This window comes from Pseudomonas sp. efr-133-TYG-5, from assembly GCF_030209175.1.
Lineage (GTDB): Bacteria > Pseudomonadota > Gammaproteobacteria > Pseudomonadales > Pseudomonadaceae > Aquipseudomonas.
The window spans coordinates 1,534,393-1,555,638 of record NZ_JARVSM010000001.1; the positions used below are offsets into that span (position 1 = coordinate 1,534,393).

Below are 21,246 nucleotides of genomic sequence, written 5' to 3' on the forward strand. Positions count from 1 at the left end.
CCTTATGGAATCAGCCCCTGTGACACTGGAACAGAACTACACCGCGATTCTCGGCCAACTGGGCGAGGACGTCTCCCGCGAGGGCCTGCTCGACACGCCAAAGCGTGCCGCCAAAGCCATGCAGTACCTCTGCCGCGGTTATCAACAGACGCTCGAAGAGGTCACCAACGGTGCCCTGTTCAGCTCCGACAACAGCGAAATGGTGCTGGTCAAGGACATCGAGCTGTACTCGTTGTGCGAACACCACCTGCTGCCGTTCATCGGCAAGGCCCACGTCGCGTACATCCCGAGCGGCAAGGTGCTGGGCCTGTCGAAGGTCGCGCGGATCGTCGACATGTACGCCCGCCGCCTGCAGATCCAGGAAAACCTCAGCCGCCAGATCGCCGATGCGGTGCAGCAAGTCACCGGCGCCCTCGGCGTTGCGGTGGTGATCGAGGCCAAGCACATGTGCATGATGATGCGCGGTGTCGAGAAGCAGAACTCCTCGATGATCACCTCGGTGATGCTCGGCGAATTCCGCGAAAACGCGGCGACCCGCAGCGAGTTCCTCAGCCTGATCAAGTAATTCGTCACACAAAAAAACCGGCGTTGATCGCCGGTTTTTTTTCGTCGGTGAAAAATCGGGTAAGCTGCGCGCCCTTCTCCATTTGCACCGTGAGGCTTTCAACGTGTTCGTAAAAGCGCTTCGTGTCGGCCTTGGCCAACTGATCATTTTCCTCGACTTCATCACCCGCCCGGGCAAGAAGCAGCGCCCTGCCGAAATGCAGGCCCAGGTCAACGCCGCCGCGAAAGGCCTGACCCTGTATCAGTTCCACGCGTGCCCGTTCTGCGTGAAAACCCGCCGCACCCTGCGTCGCCTGAACGTGCCGGTGGCGCTCAAGGACGCCAAGAACAACGAACAGGACCGCCAGACGCTGCTCGACCAGGGCGGCAAGATCAAGGTGCCGTGCCTGCGCATCGAAGAGAATGGCCAGACCACCTGGATGTATGAGTCCAAGGTGATCATCGATTATCTCGACAAGCGCTTTGCGGCGGTCTGATATTGATGTTTTGTTGCTATGGCCCCATCGCTGGCAAGCCAGCTCCCACAGTGATCTGTGGTGTTCACACCCCCGGTGGGAGCTGGCTTGCCAGCGATGAGGCCCGCAAGACCAACACATTACACAGACAAAAATAAACCGGCCCTCGAGCCGGTTTATTGGTTTTTCAGGCCGCTTTCTCCAGTTGCGCCTGCCTCACCACCACCGCCAGACGCTTGAGCCCCTCATCCAGTCGCGCCGGATCGATGTGGCTGAAGTTCAGGCGTAAATGCCCGAGGTTTTTATCAGGCTCGGGAAAGAACGGCTCGCCCGGCATGAACGCCACATCGTTGGCCAGCGCAGTGTTGAGCAAGGTTCGCGTATCCAGCGGTTGCTTCAGCGTCAGCCAGAAAAACAGCCCGCCCTGCGGCATGTTCCAGTCCGCCAGATCGGCAAAGTGCGTTTCGAGCGCTGACTGGAAAGCATCGCGCCGCTCACGGTAGAAACCGCGCAGTTCGCTCAGGTGCTGCTTATATTTTTCCGTGCCGACCCACTGCAGCGCCTGCCACTGGCCGATGCGATTGGTGTGCAGATCCGCCGATTGCTTGAGTTTGAGCAAGTGCGGGAACAGATCCGGGCTGGCGATCAGGTAGCCGACGCGCAGGCCAGGCAGCAAGGTTTTCGACACGGTGCCGGTGTAGATCCAACTGGATCGCTTCAGGCGACCGGCAATCGGTTGTGCGCTGCCGCCGTCGAACGTCAGCTCGCGGTACGGTTCATCTTCGATCAGGGTCACACCAAACTCGTCGAGCAACGCGGCGACGGCCGCGCGCTTGGCCTCGCTGTAGCGCACCGCCGATGGGTTCTGGAAGGTCGGGATCAGGTAGATGAACGCCGGGCGATGCTGCTCCAGCCGCGTGCGCAATTGCGCCAGATTCGGCCCGTCGGCTTCCTGCGGCACGGTCAGGCAAGTCGCGCCGAACAGCTGGAAAATCTGTAACGCGGCGAGGTACGTCGGTGCCTCGAGCAGAATTTCCGTGCCCTGGTCGATGTACAGCTTGGCGGCCAGATCGAGGGTCTGCTGCGACCCACTGACCACCAGCACCTGGCTCGCTTCGCACGGCAGGCCCAAGGCTCGCGCCTCGGCGGCGAGCGCTTCACGCAGCGCCGGCTCGCCTTCACTCATGCCGTACTGCCCCAGCGTCGTCGGCATGTCGGCCCAATCGACCTTCGGCAGCATGGCTTCGGCCGGCAGGCCACCGGCGAACGACATCACTTGCGGACGCTGGGCGGCGGCGAGGATTTCACGAATCAGAGAACTTTTGAGGCGCGAGACACGTTCAGAAAAAGCCATGGGGATCACCGCTAGCGAGGCTTGAGGAAAATGGTCAAACTGATTGACCGAAATTACGACAGTCACTACGGATACGTCAATATGCTTGACCTTAAAAGCCCGGCCAGTCAGCAACAGGCCATGGAAGCGTTTTTCTTCGGTTACCAGGCGTTCACCGCCAAGGCTGATGAAATGCTCGAACGCCGTGGCCTGTCGCGGGTGCATCAGCGCATTGTGTTTTTCATCGCGCGTTATCCAAATTTGAGTGTGAAGCAATTGCTGGGATTGCTCGGCGTGAGCAAACAGGCGCTGAACATGCCGTTGCGCCAGTTGCAGGAAATGCATCTGGTGGAGAGCGTGGCGTCGGAGGCGGACAAGCGTAAGCGTCTGCTGGAATTGACCGTTGAAGGTGCGAAGTTTGAACAGGCGTTACGGCATGAACAGGTGAAGTTGCTCGAGCGGGTGTTCGCCGAGGCCGGCGAGACGGCGGTGAACGGTTGGCTGGCGGTGAATCTGGCGCTTGGCAGCACTCAGTCACAGCTTGATTGACTGGATCGACCTCATCGCTGGCAAGCCAGCTCCCCAAAGAACAGCGGCGTACACGGATGTGAAGAATTCCAAGCGCCCTGTGGAAGCTGGCCTGCCGGCGCTGAGTCCTGCAAGGGCGATATATCCCTATCGCCTGACCTTTCGTAAACAAAACCAAAAACATTATTTGCTTTATTTGTATACAAAAGCATAATCCACTGCGTGCGAGTTCCTGACTACACGGTCAACAAATTCGCGTAAGCCTCAAAGGGCCGCTGCCACCCCCCTCAAGGGGTCCGGCCCTGGAAATAACAATAAAACTCTTGAGGAGTACTCGCTGTGGAAAGCCGCAAATCCGAAGCATCGACGCTGGAACTCTCGCCGCCGTTACGTCATGGCCTGCTGGAGCGCATCTTCAAACTCAACTTGCACGGCACCACGGTGAAGACCGAGTTGATTGCCGGTCTGACAACCTTCATCACCATGGCTTACATCATCTTCGTCAACCCGAACATCATGGCCGATGCCGGCATCGATCACGGTGCGGCCTTCGTCGCCACCTGCATCGCCGCCGCGCTGGGCTGCCTGCTGATGGGCCTGTACGCGAACTGGCCGGTGGGCCTGGCGCCGGGCATGGGCCTCAACGCATTCTTCACCTACACCGTGGTCGGCACCATGGGCTACAACTGGGAAACCGCCCTCGGTGCGGTGTTCGTTTCCGGCGTGCTGTTCATGATCCTGACGTTCTCGCGGATCCGCGAATGGCTGCTCAACAGCATCCCGGTCAGCCTGCGCTTCGCCATGGGCGCCGGTGTCGGCCTGTTTCTCGGGCTGATCGGCCTGAAAACCGCCGGCATCGTCGTCGACAGCCCGGCGACCCTGATCAAGCTCGGCTCCCTGCGTGAACCCGGCCCGTTGCTCGCGGCGATCTGCTTCCTGATGATCGCGATCCTCAGCTACCACAAAGTCTTCGGCGCAATCCTCATCAGCATCATCACCGTGACCCTGGCCGGTTGGGGCCTGGGCATCGTGCACTACGAAGGAATCATGTCGACCCCGCCAAGCCTGGCGCCGACCTTCATGGCGATGAACGTCGCAGGCGTGTTCAACGTCAGCATGATCAGTGTGGTCCTGGCCTTCCTCTTCGTGCACATGTTCGACACCGCCGGCACGCTGATGGGCGTGGCCCAGCGCGCCAATCTGGTGAACGCCGACGGCCGCATCGAAAACCTCTCGCGTGCCATGAAGGCCGACAGCGCCTCCAGCGTATTCGGCGCCGTGGTTGGCGTGCCGCCGGTGACCAGTTATGTGGAAAGTGCCGCGGGTGTAGCCGCTGGTGGTCGGACTGGTCTTACCGCAGTCACCGTGGGTGTGCTATTTATAGCGGCGATGTTCTTCGCCCCGCTGGCCGGCATGATTCCCGCGTATGCCACCGCCGGTGCGCTGATCTATGTGGCAATGCTGATGATGGGCGGCATGGCGCATATCGAATGGGACGAAGCCACGGATGCCATTCCGGCCATCGTCACCGCGATCATGATGCCGCTGACCTTCTCGGTCGCCGACGGCATCGCGCTGGGTTTCATCACCTATGTCGCGCTGAAAGCCGGCACGGGTAAATACCAGGAGATTTCCGTCAGCCTGTGGGTGCTCTGCGCGATCTTCATCGCCAAGTTCATCTTCCTGTAAGCGTCACGCGGTTCAAGCGGCAAAACAGCCTCACCCTTGCGGGTGGGGCTTTTGCACATTTTCGAGTACAACAAAAAAAGGAGGAAAGTGATGAGTCTGGAAACCTGGCTGCTGTTCAGCGGCGCGGCACTGGTGGTGATCCTGATTCCGGGGCCACTGTCGTTGCTGATGATCAGCAACAGCCTGAACTACGGCCTGCGCCGTTCCTATCCGGCGTTTCTCGGCGGCGTGAGCGCGTCGATCTGCCTGCTCAGCGCCTCGGCACTGGGCCTCGGTGCGCTGCTTCTGGCATCGGAAAAACTCTTCAGCGCCTTGAAGATCATCGGCGCGTTGTACCTGTTCTACCTCGCCTGGCAGAGCTGGCAGCAATCACGCCAGCCCTCGGTCGGCGCCGAGGTGCCGCAAGCCGCCCCTGTTCCGCGCTTCCGTGCGTTGTTCGGCCGCGCCTTCGTGCTGGGTGCCAGCAATCCGAAAGACATTCTGTTCTTCGCGGCATTCCTGCCGCAGTTCCTCAACGCCGGGCAGCCGTTCCTGCCGCAACTGCTGGTGATGATCGCCACCTGGACGGTGCTCGACCTGCTGTGCAAATTGACCTACGGCCTCGGCGCCCATGGTGCGGCGCGCTACCTGCGCAGAGGCAAGGGTCAGAGCTGGTTCAACCGCATCAGTGCCGGCCTGTTCGGCGGTGCGGGCGCCGCCTCCCTGCTCAGCAGTCATTGACCCACCGACAGCACCGCCACTTCCCGACGAAGTGGCGGCAACCTGCGCAAACAATTGCCCACAAACGGTAGACATATATACCGCCCCCCTCGCGACCGGCTTGACGATCATCACGTGCTCAATCACTCGACTTCGTGAGCACAACGATCCATGAGCCCGAAAAAACCGATTCGCACGAAACCCAAACCCGGTGCCGACGACAGCCTGCCGAGCGTTCCCGACACCACGCCGGACATTCCCGCCGGCCAGCGCATCTACATCTCCCGCCCGGGCGCCGATGACATTCCCGACCAGCCTGCCGGCCCGAGCACTCAACCCCCGGATTCGCTGCCGCCAACGCTTGAAATCATCGACCTGCCCACCGACACGCACATCCACCACACCTCCAGCGAGCCGCCGATCGGCAGCTACTTCCTGGCACCCAGGCTGGTCAATCGGCTGTCGCTGCCCGACCTGGTGACCGGGTTGCGCACTGCGGGGGCGTACACCTATGTCGATCTGGTCGATGGCGGCACCGTGCAGATCGGCAAGGATGCGCAAAACCGCTACCGGGCCAGGCTGCCCAATGAACCCAGCCCTTCCGGCCCACTGCTCGAGCGCGTCGAAGGCACGCTGCAATGGCGGCCGGTGGTTGCCGGACACACCGGCGCCGCAACCTCGCAATTGATTGTCACGCACCTGCCCCGGCCGGACGACGGCCTGGCGCCACCCCCTGCCAAACGGCCACACATGACGCAAGAGGCAGAAGCACCTGGCGAGGCTGAAACGCAATCCAGCGCCTCCGGCTCGGGCCGCCCGCACACAGAAAGCGGCGCGCCCTCTGCTTCGCGGGGCGCGGCGCCGAATGCGCCGTGGAGCGATTGGGGCATCCCCTCCCAGCACGCCTCGGCCGAAGACATCGCCATTGCCGGCATTCGCTACAAGACCGTGCCCCGCGGCAGCGCGGATCACCCGATTGTCTACATCAAGAACCCGAGCCACATGATCTACGACTACGGCACGCTGAACCGGATTCTGCGTATCGATAACGCGCAGCAGCCGCGCGGCGCCATCCAGGTGCCACCGGCCAATCACTGGCAGATCGATCCGACCCTGCCGTTTCCGGAATCGATGACGCAGTCGGTCAACGCGTCGTTCCCCGAGCTGTCCTTCACGTCGCTGCAAAATGTCGCCAAACGCCAGTTCCGCCTTGCCAACGGTTCGCGCCTGGCCAATTGCGCCGGCCTGACCCTGCTGCGCCAGGCCTTCAACGACTGGAAGACAGGCGCGCGCAATCCGCGTGCGGAGCTGATCGATCCGCTGCTGATGCTCCAGACCATTCCCCTGACCGGGCACGCGACCCACCGGAAAATCGAACTGCCGCCGGCAGACAGCGAAGGCGGCTTGCGGCGCCTGGATTTCGACCCGGGCCTGTTTCGACAGGAGTGGCGTTATTTCATGCCGAGCCAGTCGGCAAACGACCTCAAGCGGTTTACCGCCGGGCTGCTGACACGCAATGGCTATACGGTTTTCGAGCCGAGCACGACCACCAGTTTTGCCGCGCTGGCGTTCCAGCGCACCGGGCATGACTACCTGTTCTTTCTCAGTCTGCGGCGGATCAAGGGACGGCACATCCACCTGGAATCGCGCAACGATCCGCGCGGCCAGATCAGCCTGGTCGATCAGATTGGCGCACAGGCCGCGCAGGCCGTGGAGCGCGCCTATGCGACGAACCGGATCGTCTGGCTGCGCGGCGGCCCGCAAACCCTGGCCAATGAACCGGAGACGTTTGTGATCATCCGCGACAATCACCCGCGAATCTGAGCGCGGCGGGCGCCAGGCAAAAAAAAGCCCGCAGTGTGGGCGGGCGAAAGACCAAAGAAGCTATATGCGCAGTCGCTTCCCGGTGGGGGCAGCTGCTTGGGGGTCAGCTGCCCCGGTAGGTGGAATAGCTGTAAGGCGAGATCAGCAACGGCACGTGGTAGTGATCCTGTTCGGCAGAGATGCCGAAGCGCAGCACCACCACGTCGAGGAACGCCGGTTCAGGCAGTTGCACGCCACGGGCGCGGTAGTAGTCGCCAGCGTGGAACTGCACCTGATAGACCCCGGTGCGGTAGTCATCGCCTTGCAGCAGCGGCGCATCGACCCGGCCATCGCTGTTGGTGAGCGCACTGGCGACCAACTCCAGGTGCGAACCTTCAACGCGGTACAGCTCGACCTTGATCGAGCTGCCCGGGCAACCGTGTGCAGCGTCCAAAACGTGTGTTGTCAAACGTCCCATTGATTCTGCGCGCCTGGCCGCAAAAAGCAGTCAGACTTCGCGCCTCCCGAAGTCAGTTGAAAAGGAGACCGCACCGTTTCGGAGCACGAAAAGCTGCGGCGAGCGACTGATTAAGACACTTTTCAAAAAAATTGTACACAATAAAAACGACATTTTTCCCACCATCCCCGCCATCCGCCGATTTCCCGCGGATCGACCGCTGAACCTTGCGCGCGCTGAACCCTTTATCCATTAGCTGACTGGTCAGGCAGGTTTCTTGCAGGTTTACGCCATTAACAGCAAAAGATGACAGTCGGTGAAAAATGCGAAAAATCGGACTTACAAATTGCGAATAAAGTTGTATACAATCAGCCCATCGCTGTGACGCCAGCCTGCCATCTCACCGCCAGGCCGCCACACCACCTGTCAACGAATAAGAAGGAAGACTGCAGTGAGCGCTGACTACCCACGCGACCTGATCGGTTACGGCAGTAACCCTCCTCACCCACACTGGCCGGGCAATGCGCGCATCGCGCTGTCCTTCGTGCTCAATTACGAAGAAGGCGGCGAGCGCAACATTTTGCACGGCGACAAAGAATCCGAAGCGTTCCTCTCCGAGATGGTGGCCGCCCAGCCGCTGCAAGGCGCGCGCAACATGAGCATGGAATCGCTCTACGAGTATGGCAGCCGCGCCGGCGTCTGGCGGATTCTGAAACTGTTCAAGGAATTCGACATTCCGCTGACCATCTTCGCCGTGGCCATGGCCGCCCAGCGCCACCCGGACGTGATCCGCGCGATGGTCGAGGCCGGTCACGAGATCTGCAGCCACGGCTACCGCTGGATCGACTACCAGTACATGGATGAAGCGCAGGAACGCGAGCACATGCTCGAAGCGATCCGCATCCTCACCGAACTCACCGGCGAGCGCCCGTTGGGCTGGTACACCGGCCGCACCGGGCCGAACACCCGGCGCCTGGTGATGGAAGAAGGCGGTTTCCTCTACGATTGCGACACCTACGACGACGACCTGCCCTACTGGGAACCGAACAACCCGACCGGCAAGCCGCACCTGGTGATCCCGTACACCCTCGACACCAACGACATGCGCTTCACCCAGGTGCAGGGTTTCAACAAGGGCGACGATTTCTTCGAATACCTCAAAGACGCCTTCGACGTGCTCTACGCCGAGGGCGCCGAAGCGCCGAAGATGCTTTCGATCGGCCTGCACTGCCGCCTGATCGGCCGTCCGGCGCGTCTGGCGTCGCTCAAGCGCTTCATCGAATACGCCAAAAGTCATGAACAGGTGTGGTTCAGCCGCCGCGTCGACATCGCGCGTCACTGGCACGCAACCCACCCGTACCAAGGGGCCGCTAAATGAGCCGCTTTCAAACCCTGCAACCGTCGAGCCTGAGCCGCGACGCTTTCGTCAAAGCCTTCGCCGACATCTACGAACATTCGCCATGGGTGGCCGAGAAGGCCTACGACCTGGGCACGGACGCGTCGATCGACGAGATCGAAACCCTGCACCAGCGCATGAGCGACATCCTGTTGAGCGCCGATCACGCCAGTCAGCTGGCCCTGATCAACGCTCACCCGGACCTGGCCGGCAAGGCTGCCGTCCAGGGCGAGTTGACCGAAGCCAGCACCAATGAACAGGCTGGCGCCGGTATTCACCAATGCACGGCCGAAGAGTTCCAGCGCTTCACCGAGCTGAACGACGCCTACAAAGCCAAGTTCAAGTTTCCCTTCATCATGGCGGTAAAAGGCAGCAACCGGCATCAGATCCTCGCGGCGTTCGAAACGCGCATTCACAACCCGGTCGACACCGAGTTCAAATGCGCGCTGGCGGAGATCAACAAGATCGCCCTGTTCCGATTACTGACTCTCTAGCGAAGCCTGGCCCGAGTGCATCAAACGCGGAGAGCACCCAGGGCCCTGCAAGCATCCCCAGCCAACTTATTAAAGGCAGACAAGAAGAATGAAAGCTTACGCCGTACCTTTCGAGAAGTTCGTCAACCTGGCCGATGCCCGTCTGGGCACCAAAATCATCTCGGTCACCGATGACTGGTTCGCAGACGCCAATCGTCTGTTTCAGCCGACCCCGGCCGTGTGGAAGGAGGGTGTGTTCGACGACAACGGCAAGTGGATGGACGGCTGGGAGTCGCGCCGCAAGCGCTTTGAAGGCTACGACAGCGCGGTGATCCGCCTGGGCGTACCGGGCTCGATCAAAGGCGTGGACATCGACACTTCATTCTTCACCGGCAACTTCCCGCCATCGGCCTCGCTGGAAGCCTGCTTCCTGGCCTCGGGCGAGCCTGATGAAAACACCCAGTGGACTGAAGTGCTGTCGGCCGTCGAGCTGCAGGGCAACAGCCACCACTACCACGAAATCAGCAACGACAAGGCGTTCAGCCACCTGCGCTTCAACATCTACCCGGATGGTGGCGTGGCCCGTCTGCGCGTGTACGGCATCCCGTTCCGCGACTGGTCCGCGGTGGGCGACAACGAGCAGGTCGACCTGGCTGCAGCCCTCAACGGTGGCCGCGCCCTCGCCTGCTCCGACGAACACTTCGGCCGCATGAGCAACATCCTCAACCCGGGCCGCGGCATCAACATGGGCGACGGCTGGGAAACCGCGCGTCGTCGTACCCCGGGCAATGACTGGGTGATCGTCGCACTGGGCCACCCGGGCGAGATCGAAAAAATCATCGTCGACACCCTGCACTTCAAGGGCAACTACCCAGACACCTGCTCGATCCAAGGCGCGTTCGTCAAGGGCGGTACCGACAGCCAGATCGAAACCCAGTCGCTGTTCTGGCGTGAACTGCTGCCGAGCCAGAAGCTGGAAATGCACGCCGAACACACGTTCGTCGAGCAGATCAAGGCCCTGGGCCCGATCACCCACATCCGTCTGAACGTGTTCCCGGATGGTGGTGTGAGCCGCCTGCGTGTCCTCGGCAAAGTAGCGAAGTAAGCGGCGCGACCATTCGCGAGCAGGCTCGCTCCCACATTGATCGCAATTCCTGTGGGAGCGAGCTTGCTCGCGAAAGCGTCAGATCAAACAACACAGAATTCGGATAAGAAGAACAGCATGCGCACACTGACGATTGAACCGCTGACCAAAGAAGCCTTCGCCCCTTTCGGTGACGTGATCGAAACCGACGGCAGCGATCACTTCATGATCAACAACGGTTCGACCATGCGCTTCCACAAACTGGCGACGGTCGAAACCGCCACGCCAGAGGACAACGCGATCATCAGCATCTTCCGCGCCGACGCGCAGGACATGCCGCTGACCGTGAGCATGCTGGAGCGCCATCCGCTGGGCAGCCAGGCTTTCATTCCGCTGCTCGGCAACCCCTTTCTGATCGTGGTCGCGCCACTTGGCGATGTACCTGTATCAGGCTTGGTCCGCGCCTTCGTCACCAACGGCAGGCAGGGCATCAATTACCATCGCGGCGTCTGGCACCACCCGGTGCTGACGATCGAAAAGCGGGATGACTTCCTGGTGGTTGATCGCAGTGGCACAGGCAATAACTGCGATGAGCATTTCTTCAAAGAGGATGAGCGGTTGATCCTCGCCCCCCACCAATAAGAGAAGGTCCGATCACTCGACAACAAGAGTGACGGGCGAGAGGTAAAGACTGTGGAAGCACATCTGTTGGAATGGCTGAACCTGAGCGTGCGCTGGGTTCACATGATCACTGGCGTGGCCTGGATCGGCGCGTCGTTCTACTTCGTCTGGCTGGAGAACAACCTCAACCGCGTCAACCCGAAAACCGGCCTGGCCGGTGACTTGTGGGCGATCCACGGCGGCGGTATCTATCACCTGGAAAAATACAAACTGGCCCCGCCGTCGATGCCGGAGAACCTGCACTGGTTCAAATGGGAAGCCTACTTCACCTGGATGTCGGGGATCGCGCTGCTGTGCGTGGTGTTCTACTCCAACCCGGTGCTCTACCTCGTGGCACCCGGCAGCGGCCTGACCGGCCCTGAAGGCGTGGCCATCGGTATCGGCTCGCTGATCGCCGGCTGGTTCATCTACGACTTCCTCTGCGACTCGCCACTGGGCAAGAAACCGGCCCTGCTCGGCTTCATCCTGTTCGTGCTGATCATCGGCGCGGCGTTCGGTTTCAGCAAAGTGTTCAGCGGTCGTGGTGCGTACCTGCACGTCGGCGCGATCATCGGCACCATCATGGTCGGCAACGTGTTCCGCATCATCATGCCGGCACAGCGCGCCCTGGTCGCGGCCATCGCCGAGAACCGCACGCCGGACCCGGCGCTGCCAGCCAAAGGCCTGCTGCGTTCGCGTCACAACAACTACTTCACCCTGCCGGTGCTGTTCATCATGATCAGCAACCACTTCCCGAGCACCTACGGCAGCCAGTACAACTGGTTGATCCTGGCCGGGATCGCGGTGCTGGCGGTGTTGGTGCGTCACTACTTCAACACCCGTCACGACAGCCACAAGTTTGCCTGGACCCTGCCTGTGGCAGCGGTGGGCATGATCAGCCTGGCGTACGTCACCGGTCCGGCACCGACGACGGCCCCGGACGTGGCCAAGGCCCCTGCGAAGATCGAGTACCAACCGCTGCCGGAAACGGCACTGGGCGGTGGCGCGAAACCGGCTGAAGCGGCACAACCGGCTGCTCCTGCGGCACCCGCCGCCGCTCCGGCCCAGGCGTCCAACGCCGGTCCTGCGTTCGACAAGGTGCACAACGTGATCCAGGAACGCTGCGCGGTCTGCCATTCGGCCAAACCGACCAGCCCGTTGTTCAGCGCTGCACCGGCCGGTGTGATGTTCGACACCCCCGAGCAGATTCGCCAGAACGCGGCGCGGATCCAGGCGCAAGCCATCACCACGCAGATCATGCCACTGGGCAACATCACTCAGATGACCCAGCAGGAACGTGACCTGATCGGTGCCTGGATCGCGCAGGGAGCCCAGACCAACTAATCGTTGAAAACATCGCTGGCCAGCCAGCTCCCACAGGATTTGCACTGCCTGTGTCGGAGCTGGCTTGCCCGCGAATGGCCGCGATGCGGTCGACCTGATGCAAAAGGACAGCTGTGAGCCACCCGGCAGCTGTTCAATCACAAGAATAAAAAGATCCGAGGTGTTGCATGTCCGAGCTGTCCAAAGCGCGCATCCCCGACGCACCCGCCATTCAGCGTTTGCCCCTCTTGCAACTGATCCTGGTCGGTTTGCAACATGTTCTGCTGATGTACGGCGGTGCCATCGCGGTGCCGTTGATCATCGGACAGGCCGCTGGCCTGAGTCGTGAAGAAATCGCCTTCCTGATCAACGCCGACCTGCTGGTTGCCGGTATTGCGACCATCGTGCAGTCCCTGGGCATCGGCCCGATGGGCATCCGCATGCCGGTGATGATGGGCGCCAGTTTCGCCGCGGTCGGCAGCATGGTCGCCATGGCCGGCATGCCGGGTATCGGTCTGCAGGGAATCTTCGGCGCGACCATCGCCGCCGGGTTCTTCGGCATGCTGATTGCACCGTTCATGTCCAAGGTCGTGCGCTTCTTCCCGCCTCTGGTGACCGGCACGGTCATCACCTCGATCGGTTTGTCGCTGTTCCCCGTGGCCGTGAACTGGGCCGGAGGCGGTGCCGCCGCCGCGCAGTTCGGTTCGCCGATTTACCTGGCCATTGCCGCCCTGGTGCTGGCCACCATCCTGCTGATCCACCGCTTCATGCGCGGTTTCTGGGTGAATATTTCCGTGCTGATCGGCATGTGCCTGGGCTATGTCCTGTGCGGCGCCATCGGCATGGTCGACCTCAGCGGCATGGCCAACGCGCCGTGGATTCAGTTCGTCACCCCGCTGCACTTCGGCATGCCGAAATTCGAACTGGCGCCGATCCTGTCGATGTGCCTGGTGGTGGTGATCATTTTCGTCGAGTCCACCGGGATGTTCCTCGCGCTGGGCAAGATCACCGGTCAGGACGTCTGCCCACGCATGCTGCGGCGCGGCTTGCTGTGCGACGCCGGCGCCTCGTTCGTGGCCGGTTTCTTCAACACCTTCACCCACTCGTCCTTCGCGCAGAACATCGGCCTGGTGCAGATGACCGGCGTGCGTTGCCGCTCGGTGACCATCGTCGCCGGTGGCCTGCTGATCGTCCTCAGCCTGCTGCCGAAAGCGGCGTTCCTGGTGGCGTCGATTCCACCGGCGGTACTCGGCGGTGCGGCGATTGCGATGTTCGGCATGGTCGCCGCGACCGGGATCAAGATCCTCCAGGAAGCCGACATCGGTGACCGGCGCAACCAGTTGCTGGTGGCGGTGAGCATCGGCATGGGCCTGATCCCGGTGGTTCGCCCGGAGTTCTTCGCCCACCTGCCGCTGTGGATGAGCCCGATCACCCACAGCGGTATCGCCATGGCCACCCTCAGCGCGCTGACCCTGAACCTGTTGTTCAACATCCTCGGTGGCGCCGAGCGCGCCGCGATCAACGACTGCCACGCGCATCAGCATTAACCCGGTCACCCCAAAACCTTGTGGCAGCGAGCCTGCTCGCGAAAGCGTTGTGTCATTCAACAGTGATGGCGACTGACACGCCTCTTCGCGAGCAGGCTCGCTCCCACAGGGACGTGCAACACCCTGCCTCAACAATAAAAACAAGAGGGAGCAATCGATGATCCGCACGCAAACCAACCTGCTGTTGAGTGGCGGCCTGCTGGCCGCCTCGCAAGCCATGGCCGGCGATTTACTGCTGTGGCAGACCAACAGCCTGAGCTACCTGTACGGCAAGAATTTCGCGATCAACCCATCGATCCAGCAGACGCTGACATTCGAGCACGCCGACAAATGGAAGTACGGCGACAACTTCCTGTTCGTCGACAAAATCTTTTACAACGGCCAGGAAGACCGCAACAAAGGCCCGCACGCGTTCTACGGCGAATTCAGCCCGCGCCTGTCGTTCGGCAAGATCTTCGACAAGCGCCTGGAGTTCGGCCCGATCAGGGACGTGTTGCTGGCCATGACCTACGAGTACGGCGAAGGCGACAGCGAGGCCTACCTGATCGGCCCCGGCTTCGACCTCAAGGTGCCGGGCTTCAACTATGTCACCCTGAACTTCTACCGCCGCCAGACCGAGGGCCCGCGCCCCGGCGACGGCGTGTGGCAGATCACCCCGGGCTGGTCGTACAGCATTCCCGTGGGCAATTCCGACCTGCTGATCGACGGCTATCTGGATTGGGTGGTCGACAACGACGAGAACGCGCGCGGCACCTACCACGCCAACCTGCACATCAACCCGCAGATCAAATACGACCTGGGCAAGGCGCTGGGCTGGGGCGATAAACAGGTGTATGTCGGCACCGAATACAGCTACTGGAAAAACAAATACGGCGTCGAAAGCAGCCACGCTCTCGACACCAATCAGAACACCGCCAGCCTGCTGCTGAAGGTGCACTTTTGAGATGGCCCGCAACCGTGCCCCATACCTGTCGTCGGTGCTCTGTTGCGGGGCACTTGAGAGCTGGCCGTTGAGTCAGTATTCTCCGCGGCCTCCTGAATTCGGTCTAAAAAAAAGCCCGAATTTAATTCCTGACCGAAAAGCCAACTTATCCAGGCCCCGGTCAGTACCGAGGCATCCCGAAAACACCCGCAATCGACTGTTTTTCAGCAGCCGAACGGGTGTTTTTTGGCTTTCCGAAAGCCTTGGCTCGGCTCTTGCTAACAGCACAGAAGCTGACCGATCGGATGACTTTTGCAACAACGAAAAAAGGCGCCACACCAGAGCGCCGATCTTAAAAAAATAAACGTGGAACACCTACTTTGGGAGCAACCGAATGAAACGTATGTGCACCAGCCTGATGCTTGCGGGATCGATGCTGGCCGGGGGCCAGGCCATGGCCGACGGCCTGCTGCAATGGCAGAACAACAGCCTGACCTACCTCTACGGTAAAGACTTCAAGGTCAACCCGGCGATTCAACAGACCGTCACCTTCGAGCACGCCGATGGCTGGAAGTACGGCGACAACTTCCTGTTCGTCGACAAGATCTTCTACAACGGCAAGCCTGACGGCGGTGTCGGCAACAACACCTACTACGGCGAGTTCAGCCCGCGCCTGTCGCTGGGCAAGATCCTCGACCAGAAGATCGAGTTCGGCCCGGTCAAGGACGTGCTGCTGGCAATGACCTACGAATTCGGTGAGGGCGATGTCGAGTCCTACCTGATCGGCCCGGGCTTCGACCTGGCGATCCCCGGCTTCGACTACTTCCAGCTGAACTTCTACCAGCGTCACACCGAAGGTGCGCGCGCCGGTGACAACGTCTGGCAGATCACCCCGGTCTGGTCCTACACCATCCCGGTCGGCAACTCGAACGTGCTGATCGACGGCTTCATGGACTGGGTCGTCGACAACGACGTCAACAGCAAAGGCGAATACCACGCCAACCTGCACTTCAACCCGCAGATCAAGTACGACCTGGGCAAGGCGCTGAGCTTCGGCGAGAAGCAGCTGTACGTCGGTGTCGAGTACGACTACTGGAAAGACAAGTACGGGATCGACGACACCCGTGCGTTCACCACCAATCAGAACGTGACCAGTTTCCTGGTGAAGTTCCACTTCTGATTCTGGTCTGAGCGGCGTTTGAAAAGACGCCTTCGCGAGCAGGCTCGCTCCCACAGGGTCATGCGTGGTTCACAGCATTTGTGTACGCCAAAGAACCTGTGGGAGCTGGCTTGCCAGCGATTGCTGCACCCCGAATCTCAGGCTGGAATCATGGCCTCGGTGATCCCGAGAAACCGGCATAGCGCCTCACGCTTGGCCAACGCATCGCGCCGCCCCAGGTCGACCAGCTCGCTGCAATACCCCGCCTCGAACAGCAAGTAACTCAACACCCCCGCCCCACTGGTCTTGGTCGCCCCCGGCCCGCGCAAAAACAGGCGCAAGGCTGCCGGCAATTCCTGGCGGTGCCGCGCGGCAATTTCATCGATCGGCTGGCTCGGCGAAATCACCAGCACCTCGACCGGCGCCACCCCCAGAGCCCGGGTCGGCGTGCCCTCGGGCATCAAGTGACTGAACTGGTTCAGGCGCTCGAGCAGCTCGATGTCGCTCTCCAGGCTGTCAATGAAGGTGCTGTTGAGCATGTGCCCGCCGATCTGCGCCAGGGTCGGCTGCTGGCCGGTGTACGCACGCTGCAGCGGCTCCTGCGGATCGAACCCGCGCGGGTTGCCACTGACCCCCACCACCAGCACCCGGCTCGCACCCAGGTGCAGGGCCGGGCTGATCGGCGCCGACTGGCGCACCGCGCCATCGCCGAAATACTCCTGGCCGATCTTCACCGGTGCGAACAGCAGCGGGATCGCCGAACTGGCGAGCAAATGCTCCACCGACAATTGCGTCGGCACGCCAATGCGTCGATGACGCAGCCAGGCGTCGATACTGCCGCCGCCCTGGTAGAAGGTCACCGCCTGGCCCGACTCGTAGCCGAACGCAGTCACCGCCACCGCATGCAACTGCTTGCGCGCGATGGCTTCGGCGATGCCTGGCATGTGCAGTTTTTCATTGAGCAGTTCACGCAACGGCGAACTGTTGAGCAGCGCCACCGGCAACTGCCGGCCGAGCCCGAGCAGACTGTGGCTGACGAAGCGACTGGCCTGGTGGATCACCCCCGGCCAGTCGCTGCGCAGCACCCGATGGCTGCGAAAGCCCTGCCAGAACAGGGTCAGGCGCTCGATGGCGGCGCGAAAGTCAGTGGCGCCGCTGGCGAGGCTGACCGCGTTGATCGCCCCGGCCGAAGTGCCGACGATCACCGGAAACGGATTGTCTGCACCCGGTGGCAGCAGTTCGGCAATCGCCGCCAGCACACCCACCTGATACGCCGCCCGGGCCCCGCCGCCGGAAAGAATCAAACCTGTGACCGGTTCAGCTGAGCTCATCGCAACGCTCCATGGTGCTGGTGAAAAGGGCTCGATCAGCCGCGCTTGGCGTACAGCTTCGGCTCACCCGGCGGACGGCTCTTGAAGCGCCGGTGGGCCCACAGGTATTGCTCGGGGCACTCGCGCAATACGCTCTCTACCCACTGGTTGATGCGGATGCAGTCGGCTTCTTCGGTTTCGCCGGGAAAATCTTCCAGCGGCGCATGGACCACCAGACGATAACCGCTGCCGTCGGCCAGGCGTTCCTGGGTGAACGGCACCACCAGCGCCTTGCCCAACCGGGCGAACTTGGTGGTGGCGGTGACGGTGGCCGCCTGAATGCCGAACAACGGCACGAAGATACTCTGCTTGGCGCCGTAGTCCTGATCCGGCGCGTACCAGATCGCCCGGCCGGAGCGCAGCAGCTTGAGCATGCCGCGCACGTCGTCACGCTCCACGGCCAGCGAATCGAGGTTGTGCCGCTCACGGCCGCGGCGCTGGACGAAATCGAACAGCGGGTTCTTGTGCTCGCGGTACATGCCGTCGATGGTGTGCTGCTGGCCGAGCAGTGCCGCGCCGATTTCCAGGGTGGTGAAATGCACCGCCATCAGAATCACGCCCTTGCCTTCGCGCTGAGCCTTCTGCAAGTGCTCGAGGCCTTCGACGTGGGCCAGTTTCGCCAGGCGCTGACGCGACCACCACCAGCTCATCGCCATCTCGAAGAAGGCGATGCCGGTGGAGGCGAAGTTCTCCTTGAGCAGGCGCTTGCGCTCGGCGGCGGATTTTTCCGGGAAGCACAACTCGAGATTGCGCTTGGCGATGCGCCGCCGGTCGCCGGCGAAGCGATACATCAAGGCACCGAGAAAACGACCGATGGCCAGCAATGCCGGATACGGCAGCTGCACGATCAGCCACAACAGCCCCAGGCCGCACCAGAGCGGCCAGAAGCGGGGAGAAAGAAAGGCTCTTCGAAAACGCGGGCGATCCATTAAAGCTTCCGTAAATACAGTGGCCGCGCATTCTACATCGTTCGACCCGGCTTGCGGCTGGCGGGCGTTCTCGTTATAAGTCTCGGCACTTTTAGTGACAAGCCGTTGTATGCCGATATGAGCCAAACCGAATCGCCAGACCAAGATCCCGTGTTCCAGCTGAAGGGCAGCATGCTCGCCATTACCGTGCTGGAACTGGCCCGCAACGACCTCGACGGCCTGGATCGGCAACTGGCCGCCAAAGTCGCCCAGGCGCCGAATTTTTTCAGCAATGCACCGCTGGTCCTGGCTCTGGACAAGCTGCCACCTGGAGAAGGCGCCGTCGACCTGCCCGGGCTGATGCGCGTGTGTCGCCAGCACGGCCTGCGCACCCTGGCGATCCGGGCCAGCCGCATCGAAGACATCGCCGCCGCGATTGCCATCGACATTCCGGTCCTGCCCCCGTCCGGCGCCCGTGAACGGCCGCTGGAAACCGCTGAACCCGTTGCCCCGAAGAAGCCGGAAAAACCGCCGGAGCCCACCGTCAAACCGACCCGCGTCATCACCACGCCAGTACGTGGTGGCCAACAGATATACGCCCAGGGTGGCGATCTGGTGGTGGTGTCTTCGGTCAGCCCGGGGGCGGAACTTCTCGCCGATGGCAACATCCATGTATACGGCCCGATGCGCGGTCGGGCGCTGGCCGGGGTCAAGGGCGACACCAAGGCACGGATTTTCTGTCAGCAATTGAGCGCTGAACTGATCTCCATCGCCGGCCACTACAAGGTTTCCGAGGACCTGCGTCGCGATCCGATGTGGGGCTCGGGCGTACAGGTCAGCCTGTCGGGCGACGTGTTGAACATCATTCGGCTTTAACGGATACTGCCGCATTTTCCAAGCATCTCTAAAACGTAGCGAAAACGGCTCAAACGAAGTAGGAAAAAGGCCAAAAGCCGAATTCCAGCCAAGGCTGTCCGACTGCAGTAGTTTTCAAGAGATGTTTTTCAGGGGCTAAAAAGTCCTTCTTCCTTAGGGGTGAAACACCTTGGCCAAGATTCTCGTGGTTACATCCGGCAAGGGTGGTGTGGGTAAGACCACCACCAGCGCCGCTATCGGTACCGGCCTCGCTCTGCGCGGCCACAAAACAGTGATCGTCGACTTCGACGTGGGCTTGCGTAACCTCGACCTGATCATGGGTTGCGAGCGTCGCGTCGTGTATGACTTCGTCAACGTGGTCAACGGCGAAGCCAACCTGCAACAGGCCCTGATCAAAGACAAGCGCCTGGAAAACCTCTATGTACTGGCCGCCAGCCAGACCCGCGACAAAGACGCACTGACCGTCGAAGGCGTGGAAAAAGTCCTGATGGAGCTCAAGGAACAATTCGAGTTCGTGGTCTGCGACTCCCCGGCGGGCATCGAGAAAGGCGCCCACCTGGCCATGTACTTCGCCGACGAAGCGATTGTCGTGACCAACCCGGAAGTCTCCTCCGTCCGCGACTCCGACCGCATGCTCGGCCTGCTGGCGAGCAAATCGCGTCGCGCCGAACGTGGCGAAGATCCGATCAAGGAACACCTGCTGATCACCCGCTACCACCCGGAGCGCGTCTCGAAGGGCGAGATGCTCGGCGTCGAAGACGTCAAGGAAATCCTCTCGGTGACCCTGCTCGGCGTGATCCCGGAATCCCAGGCGGTGCTCAAGGCATCCAACCAGGGCGTGCCGGTGATCCTCGACGACCAGAGCGACGCGGGCCAGGCCTACAGCGATACCGTCGACCGCCTGCTGGGCAAAGACAAAGCACACCGGTTCCTCGATGTCGAGAAGAAGGGATTCTTCGAGCGCCTGTTTGGAGGTAGGTAATGAACCTTTTTGACTTCTTTCGTGCCAACAAAAAGCCAAGTACCGCCTCGGTAGCGAAAGAGCGTCTACAGATCATCGTGGCGCATGAGCGCGGCCAGCGCAGCACGCCGGATTACCTGCCAGCCTTGCAGAAGGAACTGGTGGATGTGATCCGCAAGTACGTCAACATCGGTAACGATGACGTGCACGTGGCGCTGGAAAGCCAGGGCAGTTGCTCGATTCTGGAACTCAACATCACCCTGCCCGATCGCTGAGTCGATCCGGCAGTCGCTACGGCGGCTCAGGCTGTTGATGCTCGTGCAGGAGTTGCCTTCGGCAGCTCCCGCAGGGGTTATCGGCAGCCTTGAGCCGCCGTTGGCATTTGTTACGAGGCTGTTTTAATGCCGTTGTCCAACATCCGCATCATCCATCAGGACGCCGCCGTACTGGTGGTGGACAAACCGACCCTGCTGCTCTCGGTGCCCGGTCGCGCCGATGACAACAAGGACTGCCTGATCACCCGCTTGCAGGAGAACGGCTACCCGGAAGCGCGCATCGTCCATCGACTGGACTGGGAAACGTCCGGCATCATTCTGCTGGCCCGCGACGCCGATACCCACCGCGAACTGTCGCGGCAGTTTCACGACCGTGAAACCGAAAAGGCCTACACCGCGCTGTGCTGGGGTCAGCCGGAACTCGACAGCGGCAGCATCGACCTGCCCCTGCGCTACGACCCGCCGACCAAGCCGCGGCACGTCGTCGATCACGAATTCGGCAAGCACGCCCTGACCTTCTGGCGCGTGCTGGAGCGCTGCGCTGACTGGTGCCGCGTCGAACTGACGCCGATCACCGGCCGCTCGCACCAGTTGCGCGTACACATGCTGTCCATCGGTCACCCGCTGCTCGGTGACGGGCTCTATGCCCATCCGCAGGCGCTCGCGGCCTGGCCGCGCCTGTGCCTGCACGCGAGCATGCTCAGCTTCACCCATCCGCAGTCCGGCGAGCGTTTGCGTTTCGAATGCCCGGCCCCGTTTTAAGC

General features: G+C 61.6%; 22 protein-coding genes. 18 read left to right on the top strand and 4 right to left on the bottom strand.

Annotated features, from left to right (window positions below; translation table 11 throughout):
• Window positions 1–19: 19 nt before the first annotated feature.
• A complete protein-coding gene (gene folE, locus QRN70_RS06870) occupies window positions 20–565 on the top strand; it encodes a GTP cyclohydrolase I FolE (RefSeq protein ID WP_218189694.1) in 546 nt (181 codons plus the stop codon).
• A 103-nt stretch (window positions 566–668) separates the two neighbouring features.
• Entirely contained in the window at window positions 669–1,040 is a 372-nt protein-coding gene (locus QRN70_RS06875; RefSeq protein WP_285416559.1) for a glutathione S-transferase N-terminal domain-containing protein, read from the top strand.
• Window positions 1,041–1,206: 166 nt separating this feature from the next.
• On the opposite strand, the gene QRN70_RS06880 is transcribed toward QRN70_RS06875, so the two are convergent.
• On the bottom strand, window positions 1,207–2,373 hold the full coding sequence (locus QRN70_RS06880; RefSeq protein WP_285416560.1) for an aminotransferase-like domain-containing protein: 1,167 nt from the start codon (window positions 2,371–2,373) through the stop codon (window positions 1,207–1,209).
• Between the two features lie 81 nt (window positions 2,374–2,454).
• Here QRN70_RS06880 and QRN70_RS06885 point away from each other — a divergent pair, with 81 nt between their 5' ends.
• The 4 genes from QRN70_RS06885 (at window position 2,455) to QRN70_RS06900 (ending at window position 7,092) form a co-directional block, all read left to right on the top strand.
• The gene (locus tag QRN70_RS06885; RefSeq protein ID WP_285416561.1) at window positions 2,455–2,901 is read left to right on the top strand and encodes a MarR family winged helix-turn-helix transcriptional regulator; all 447 of its coding nucleotides are present in this window, start codon (window positions 2,455–2,457) and stop codon (window positions 2,899–2,901) included.
• Between the two features lie 318 nt (window positions 2,902–3,219).
• The gene (locus QRN70_RS06890) at window positions 3,220–4,569 is read left to right on the top strand and encodes an NCS2 family permease (RefSeq protein WP_285416562.1); all 1,350 of its coding nucleotides are present in this window, start codon (window positions 3,220–3,222) and stop codon (window positions 4,567–4,569) included.
• Window positions 4,570–4,659: 90 nt separating this feature from the next.
• The gene (locus QRN70_RS06895) at window positions 4,660–5,289 is read left to right on the top strand and encodes a LysE family translocator (protein ID WP_285416563.1); all 630 of its coding nucleotides are present in this window, start codon (window positions 4,660–4,662) and stop codon (window positions 5,287–5,289) included.
• 150 nt (window positions 5,290–5,439) lie between these two features.
• On the top strand, window positions 5,440–7,092 hold the full coding sequence (locus tag QRN70_RS06900) for a hypothetical protein (protein WP_285416564.1): 1,653 nt from the start codon (window positions 5,440–5,442) through the stop codon (window positions 7,090–7,092).
• A gap of 103 nt (window positions 7,093–7,195) precedes the next feature.
• Here the strand turns inward: QRN70_RS06900 and uraH are convergent, their stop codons facing one another.
• A complete protein-coding gene (gene uraH / locus QRN70_RS06905; RefSeq protein ID WP_011333195.1) occupies window positions 7,196–7,549 on the bottom strand; it encodes a hydroxyisourate hydrolase in 354 nt (117 codons plus the stop codon).
• A gap of 430 nt (window positions 7,550–7,979) precedes the next feature.
• On the opposite strand from uraH, the gene puuE reads away from it, so the two are divergent.
• The 8 genes from puuE to QRN70_RS06945 all read left to right on the top strand — a co-directional run bounded on the left by puuE (window position 7,980) and on the right by QRN70_RS06945 (window position 16,113).
• Window positions 7,980–8,906, top strand: a complete 927-nt coding sequence (gene puuE / locus QRN70_RS06910; protein WP_003223169.1) for an allantoinase PuuE — start codon at window positions 7,980–7,982, stop codon at window positions 8,904–8,906.
• Complete coding sequence (gene uraD, locus QRN70_RS06915; RefSeq protein ID WP_285416567.1) at window positions 8,903–9,418, top strand: 2-oxo-4-hydroxy-4-carboxy-5-ureidoimidazoline decarboxylase; 516 nt, start codon at window positions 8,903–8,905, stop codon at window positions 9,416–9,418. The genes puuE and uraD overlap by 4 nt, the downstream gene beginning before the upstream one ends.
• Before the next feature lie 88 nt (window positions 9,419–9,506).
• On the top strand, window positions 9,507–10,502 hold the full coding sequence (gene alc, locus QRN70_RS06920; RefSeq protein WP_007960036.1) for an allantoicase: 996 nt from the start codon (window positions 9,507–9,509) through the stop codon (window positions 10,500–10,502).
• Between the two features lie 117 nt (window positions 10,503–10,619).
• On the top strand, window positions 10,620–11,123 hold the full coding sequence (locus QRN70_RS06925) for an ureidoglycolate lyase (protein ID WP_027613342.1): 504 nt from the start codon (window positions 10,620–10,622) through the stop codon (window positions 11,121–11,123).
• Between the two features lie 51 nt (window positions 11,124–11,174).
• Window positions 11,175–12,485 (top strand): urate hydroxylase PuuD, encoded by a 1,311-nt coding sequence (locus QRN70_RS06930; protein ID WP_285416569.1) that lies wholly within the window; start codon window positions 11,175–11,177, stop codon window positions 12,483–12,485.
• A gap of 167 nt (window positions 12,486–12,652) precedes the next feature.
• Window positions 12,653–14,011, top strand: coding sequence for a nucleobase:cation symporter-2 family protein (locus QRN70_RS06935; protein ID WP_285416571.1), 1,359 nt, complete (start codon window positions 12,653–12,655; stop codon window positions 14,009–14,011).
• A gap of 157 nt (window positions 14,012–14,168) precedes the next feature.
• Entirely contained in the window at window positions 14,169–14,954 is a 786-nt protein-coding gene (locus QRN70_RS06940) for an outer membrane protein OmpK (protein ID WP_285416573.1), read from the top strand.
• 373 nt (window positions 14,955–15,327) lie between these two features.
• Window positions 15,328–16,113, top strand: coding sequence for an outer membrane protein OmpK (locus tag QRN70_RS06945; protein WP_285416575.1), 786 nt, complete (start codon window positions 15,328–15,330; stop codon window positions 16,111–16,113).
• Between the two features lie 137 nt (window positions 16,114–16,250).
• Here QRN70_RS06945 and QRN70_RS06950 read toward each other — a convergent pair whose 3' ends face one another.
• Together QRN70_RS06950 and QRN70_RS06955 are read right to left on the bottom strand one after the other, a co-directional pair.
• Entirely contained in the window at window positions 16,251–17,423 is a 1,173-nt protein-coding gene (locus QRN70_RS06950) for a patatin-like phospholipase family protein (RefSeq protein ID WP_285416577.1), read from the bottom strand.
• A gap of 35 nt (window positions 17,424–17,458) precedes the next feature.
• Window positions 17,459–18,391, bottom strand: a complete 933-nt coding sequence (locus QRN70_RS06955; protein ID WP_285416578.1) for a lipid A biosynthesis lauroyl acyltransferase — start codon at window positions 18,389–18,391, stop codon at window positions 17,459–17,461.
• Between the two features lie 117 nt (window positions 18,392–18,508).
• On the opposite strand from QRN70_RS06955, the gene minC reads away from it, so the two are divergent.
• From minC to QRN70_RS06975, 4 genes are all read left to right on the top strand, one after another.
• Window positions 18,509–19,246 carry a septum site-determining protein MinC gene (gene minC, locus QRN70_RS06960; protein ID WP_285416579.1) on the top strand — a complete coding sequence of 246 codons (738 nt, stop codon included), beginning with the start codon at window positions 18,509–18,511 and terminating at the stop codon, window positions 19,244–19,246.
• A 169-nt stretch (window positions 19,247–19,415) separates the two neighbouring features.
• Window positions 19,416–20,228 carry a septum site-determining protein MinD gene (minD, locus tag QRN70_RS06965; RefSeq protein WP_285416581.1) on the top strand — a complete coding sequence of 271 codons (813 nt, stop codon included), beginning with the start codon at window positions 19,416–19,418 and terminating at the stop codon, window positions 20,226–20,228.
• Complete coding sequence (minE, locus tag QRN70_RS06970) at window positions 20,228–20,482, top strand: cell division topological specificity factor MinE (protein ID WP_003223146.1); 255 nt, start codon at window positions 20,228–20,230, stop codon at window positions 20,480–20,482. Before minD ends, minE begins: the two co-directional genes overlap by 1 nt.
• A gap of 126 nt (window positions 20,483–20,608) precedes the next feature.
• On the top strand, window positions 20,609–21,244 hold the full coding sequence (locus QRN70_RS06975) for an RluA family pseudouridine synthase (RefSeq protein WP_285416584.1): 636 nt from the start codon (window positions 20,609–20,611) through the stop codon (window positions 21,242–21,244).
• Window positions 21,245–21,246: the final 2 nt, after the last annotated feature.